Origin of the sequence: Vibrio penaeicida (assembly GCF_030689305.1) — a bacterium.
Classification (GTDB): Bacteria; Pseudomonadota; Gammaproteobacteria; order Enterobacterales; family Vibrionaceae; genus Vibrio; species Vibrio penaeicida_B.
In genome coordinates this window covers 1-5,054 of sequence record NZ_JAUYVM010000041.1, presented here as the reverse complement: position 1 = coordinate 5,054, position 5,054 = coordinate 1, and the positions used below count along the sequence as shown (strand labels likewise).

General features: G+C 39.9%; 5 protein-coding genes. 3 read left to right on the top strand and 2 right to left on the bottom strand.

Annotated features, from left to right (window positions below; genetic code table 11):
• Nucleotides 1–578 precede the first annotated feature (578 nt).
• Together Q8W40_RS27765 and Q8W40_RS27760 are read left to right on the top strand one after the other, a co-directional pair.
• Entirely contained in the window at nt 579–899 is a 321-nt protein-coding gene (locus Q8W40_RS27765; RefSeq protein WP_305402071.1) for a hypothetical protein, read from the top strand.
• 167 nt (nt 900–1,066) lie between these two features.
• Nucleotides 1,067–1,405, top strand: coding sequence for a hypothetical protein (locus tag Q8W40_RS27760; RefSeq protein WP_305402070.1), 339 nt, complete (start codon nt 1,067–1,069; stop codon nt 1,403–1,405).
• Nucleotides 1,406–2,269: 864 nt separating this feature from the next.
• On the opposite strand, the gene Q8W40_RS27755 is transcribed toward Q8W40_RS27760, so the two are convergent.
• Nucleotides 2,270–2,791: a hypothetical protein gene (locus tag Q8W40_RS27755; RefSeq protein WP_305402069.1), complete on the bottom strand. Its 522-nt coding sequence runs from the start codon at nt 2,789–2,791 to the stop codon at nt 2,270–2,272.
• Between the two features lie 154 nt (nt 2,792–2,945).
• Complete coding sequence (locus Q8W40_RS27750) at nt 2,946–3,218, bottom strand: hypothetical protein (RefSeq protein ID WP_305402068.1); 273 nt, start codon at nt 3,216–3,218, stop codon at nt 2,946–2,948.
• A 660-nt stretch (nt 3,219–3,878) separates the two neighbouring features.
• On the opposite strand from Q8W40_RS27750, the gene Q8W40_RS27745 reads away from it, so the two are divergent.
• Nucleotides 3,879–4,967 carry a PD-(D/E)XK nuclease domain-containing protein gene (locus tag Q8W40_RS27745; protein ID WP_305402067.1) on the top strand — a complete coding sequence of 363 codons (1,089 nt, stop codon included), beginning with the start codon at nt 3,879–3,881 and terminating at the stop codon, nt 4,965–4,967.
• Nucleotides 4,968–5,054: the final 87 nt, after the last annotated feature.

Here is a 5,054-nt window from a genome sequence, read left to right as displayed (position 1 = left end):
TTTGTATCGCTCTAACAAAAGCTTCAAACCGACAAACAACGCGTGGCATTTTTAGTTTGCGGTGAATTTAGTGTTTAGGGCGCAGTGCAGCGGCTTGGTTTGTGCGTTGTCTGCGGTTTAAGCTGGCGTTATAGCGCTTTGATAATTCAAGGGTTGTAAGGATTTCGAAAGTTGCTGGCTTCCGTGTTTTTGAGCTCGATTCCTCAATCAGAATCAAGTTGGAAAACCCTCGCAAGCCAAGTCGATGTGGTTTTCTCAAATCATTCCGGTTCACCGAATTTTGAAGCTTTGTTCTTGGCTCGTTTTTCTAAATTCCCGACCGAGTCGGTGTTTTGGGTTTTGTGGTCTGGTTGCAGCAAGTTTTGTTGTTTATCATGTCGTCCATTGGATGCAGGCTATATGCACCATTGCCAAGCTGGCTTGTTTATTCGTTGCGCTACAACAAACAGTTCAAGTAGACCAAAAACGCGTGGCATTTTTAGTTTGCGTTAGGTTTGGTGTTTAAGGTAGTTTGCAGAAACAACATTTGTGCGTTTTTGGCTACTTAACTGGGCGTTAGATTATATAAGGAGAATACTATGAACAAGTTTTTGAAGTTTTCGGGAATATTAGCTTTAGCTGCATTTAGTAACACGACTTACGGAAATGAGTGGGTTAACAATGTTCAAGTAACAAAGCTGGGTTCATACCAGCATAGCCCTGGTCATTTTGTGTGGTTATCAAGTGGTGTGGTTTCTGATTGTCAAAAGGCAAATCCAAGTAACCCTGTATTACATTTCTCTGAAATTAGTCCTGGTGGTAAGTCATTGATGTCAGTTTTAATGGCAGCCGTTGTATCGAAAACAACAGTAGATGTTCAAGTAAATGGTTGTGACATTGTAGAAGTATACATAAAGTAGCGTCAACCAGACTAATGATCTAACAAAAGCTTCAAACCGACAAACAACGCGTGGCACTTTTGGTTTGCAGTAATTTTAGTGTTTAAGGCGTAATGCAGCGGCTTGGTTTGTGCGTTGTCTGCGGTTTAAGCTGGCGTTAGGGTCAAAATATCAAAAAGGAGCTTATTGTGATTAAATGTATATTTCGAGCAATAGTTTTGGTGGCGTGTAGCGTTCCTACCATTTCATATGCCGCTTCAATGGGACCAGGTGTCCCCACGCGATTAACACCAGAAGGTAATGTATTGCATGTTCATATGGACGGGGCACCTAAGTCAGGGCTACCAAGCTGCGCTAGACGAGTTTATATAGACCTCACGACGGAAGCAGGTCGAGCTCATGCTTCTGTAGCTATTGCCGCTTTTATGGGCGGAAAAAAAGTAACTTTTATTCTTGCCGATAACATAGGGCATTGTAACTGGGGTAGCTCAGTTCCCCATGAAAAACATTTCTACGTAGACAATTAACCTCGAACCCTAACAAACAATTCAAACAGACCAAAAACGTGTGGCACTTTTAGTTTGCGTTGAGTTTAGTGTTTAAGGTGGTATGCGGAAACGGCATTTGTACGTTTTTGGCAGTTTAATTGGGCGTTATGAAGCATCTAGAAAAATCCCGCAAAATTAGGGGCTAAGGTTCAACATTTGCTTTTCTTTTCATCATGAATTGAATCTTTCCCAATTGAAAATCTGTGATGTTTCTTTGATGAGATGCCGCTTGGGTTTCATCAAAAGGCAAATCGGCTGTTTGGGTATTTTTGCCAAGTGATTCTTTCTAGCAGCCATTTGCTGCGCCTTTACTTTTGTGGGGCGGCAGGGCAATGAAAAGCTTAAAACTTGGTGGGTGTTTTAAGTAAATCCGTGGTGGGTTTATCAAGTAGCTGCCAACATTTTGTGAATTGGCTCTGTGTCTCAACCATTTGTATTTGCTGAAATTCTGAGGTTGAATTAAAGTCCGTTCATAACAAACAATTCAAACAGACCAAAAACGTGTGGCGCTTTTAGTTTGCGTTGAGTTTGGTGTTTTAGGTGTTATGCAGAAACGGCATTTGTACGTTTTTGGCAGTTTAATTGGGCGTTATAGCGCTTTGATAATTCAAGGTTTGTAAGGATTTCGAAAGTTGCTGGCTTTAGGATTTTTGAGTTCGATTCCTTAACCTGAATCAAAGAGGGAAATTCTCAGCAAACCAAGTTGCTGCAAGCTTTCAAAACCTATTAGGAACACCGTATTTTGAAGCTTGGTTTTCGGCTTGTTCTTCCAAATTCTCGACTGAATCGGTGTTTTGGGTTTTGTGGTCTGGTTACAGTCAGTTTTGTTGGCTAAGATGCTGTTCACTGAATGCAAGCTAAGTGCTTCATTGCCAAGTTAAGTCTGTTTGCTTGTATCGCTACAACAAACAGTTCAAGCAGACCAAAAACGCGTGGCATTTTTAGTTTGCGTTGAGTTTTGTGTTTAGGGTAGTTTGCAGAAGCAGCATTTGTGCGTTTTTGGCTACTTAACTGGGCGTTATAGCGCTTTGAAAATTCAGGGGTTGTCAGGTTCTCGAAAGTTGCTGGCCTCAGTATTTTTGAGTTCGTTTCCTCAACCAGTATCAAGGTGGCAAAATCGTCGTAAACCAAGTTGCTGTGGGGTTCCATGCCAATTGGGAAAGCCGGATTCTGACACTTGGCTTTGGTTTGTTCTTTTAAATTCTTCGACTGGATCTGTGTTTTGGGTATTGTGGTCTGGTTGCAGAAGCTCACATTGGCTAAGATGTTGTTCATTGAATGCAAGCTAAGTACTTCATTGCCAAGCGAGTCTGTTGCTTGTATCGCTCTAACAAAAGCTTCAAACCGACAAACAACGCGTGGCATTTTTAGTTTGCGGTGAATTTAGTGTTTAAGGCGTAATGCAGTGGCTTGTTTTGTGCGTTGTCTGCGGTTTAAGCTGGCGTTATAGCGCTTTGATAATTCAAGGGTTGTCAGGTTATCGAAAGTTGCTGGCTTTCGTGTTTTTGAGTTCGATCCCTTAACCTGAATCAAAGTGGGAAATTCTCAGCAAACCAAGTTGCTGCAAGCTTTCAAAACCAATTAGGAACACCGTATTTTGAAGCTTGGTTTTCGGCTTGTTCTTCCAAATTCTCGATTGAATCGGTGTTTTGGGTTTTGTGGTCTGGTTACAGTCAGTTTTGTTGGCTAAGATGCAGTTCATTGAATGCAAGCTAAGTACTTCATTGCCAAGCGAGTCTGTTGCTTGTATCGCTCTAACAAAAGCTTCAAACCGACAAACAACGCGTGGCATTTTTAGTTTGCGGTGAATTTAGTGTTTAAGGCGTAATGCAGTGGCTTGTTTTGTGCGTTGTCTGCGGTTTAAGCTGGCGTTAGGCAAAGGACAGGAAAGTTCTTTGTCTTATTTTTCTTGTTCCCTCTGGCTATCTGTTTTCTTTGTCGGCAATTCAGCATTGTCGGCTCAAATCCTTGAATCTCTTCAACCGTAAAACATGCTAAATTTCGTGGGTTGCCTCATTGGATTTAAGAATTGGTTGGTGGTGAGTTCCACTGGCTTAAAGTGTGGGAAGGGCAAGGCAATTGAAGCTTTCGTTGTTGCTGTCATTTCGCAGCTTTGAGTTTCGTGGTTCAAAAGCCACTTTGTCGTTGAAAGACTGTGTTTCGTGAACGTTGAAAGAAAGGCTGTAACATAGTGGCTTTAGTAGTTCTTGAATCACAAAAAGTCAGTGGGTGATTGGTTGCTTATCGCGTTTAAGGTATTCTGTTTTCAAACCAAGTTAGTGAGTACGCAGAAAATTTGCCTAACAAACAATTCAAGCTGATTCGCAACGCTCGGCGCTTTCGGTTTCAGTTAGTTTGGTGATTACGGTGAAGTGCTTGAGTGCGGTGGAAGCGTTGCTCACAACTTAATTGGGCGTTATATGTATTTTCGAAGGAGGTCATTGGTATAACGATGATGTTGATATCTGAATTTGAATGGTTGAATAAATTAACCAAAATCCGTAGAGATAAGGCAGGTTTGTTTGAGGCAATTATGAACTCAGGCATTGCTTGCAAGAGCAGAATGAGTGTTGAAGGTGACAGTTATTGCCCAGAAATAAAAATTATCTTCGATAAGTCAAACCGTATCGTGAAGATCTCGGATAATGGTGAAGGTATATCCTTAGGTAAAATAAAGACTTTGCTTAGTAGAATAGGAGTTACTACTAATACTGAAAATATTTGTCAGCTTTTAATAGATAATAACATCGAAGAGAAGCAAAGTGATCCGTTTCGAGGTTGGGGTATAGTTGCGATACTCTCTGGGTTTACATATGTCAGAATTATGAGTCACAACATTAACGAGAGTTCAGGTGTCAGAATAGACCTCGACTCTGAAAATGAGAGTATTAAATTATTTTCAATTAATATGGGTGACTTTAAAGAGACATCATTCATATTTGATTATGATGAATTTTTGAAAGTATGGGGTAATAGCTACGAGGTAAAAGAACTTCTCGATATGGTTAATATGTATCACGGAGATATTGACATATCATTGGTAGAGGTTGATTCGACAAGTATTGGTGCTAAATATCCTCCTTCAAAAGTTAAAGAGTTAAAGCAATCAATTTCATTAATGGAGCGCGAAGGAAATATCGATAAGTTTGTGGTTTTTTTAAAACAAGATAATCGAACTCTCTCCAATCGAGATCTTTTGCGTCTTGATGAAAAGCATTATAAATTTAAGTTACTATCACTTTTCGGCTTGCACAGTGATTACAGTGTAATTAGTGAAACAGAAGTTGATGATGGTTACATTGATATTCTTTTGAAGAAAAAAATTTCATCTATTGAAACATGCTTTGAATGGTTAATAGAGTTGAAATACGTAAAAAACAGCGATGCAAATAATATAAATAAGATTAGAGAAGATGGTATCGAACAAGCACGTTCTTATGCTGAGAGTCGAATTATTGTGGAGACAATTAAAGCAAATACACTTAAAACGGTAGTTCTTACTTTCCTGGGTAAGACAGAGGTGTTTGTCGACTACGTTTAGCAAGATACATATAACAAGAGACTATGGAGTCAATAGCTAATTTTTGACGCTATCTTTATCCCACATTACACCGTCTCTTAGCATTGA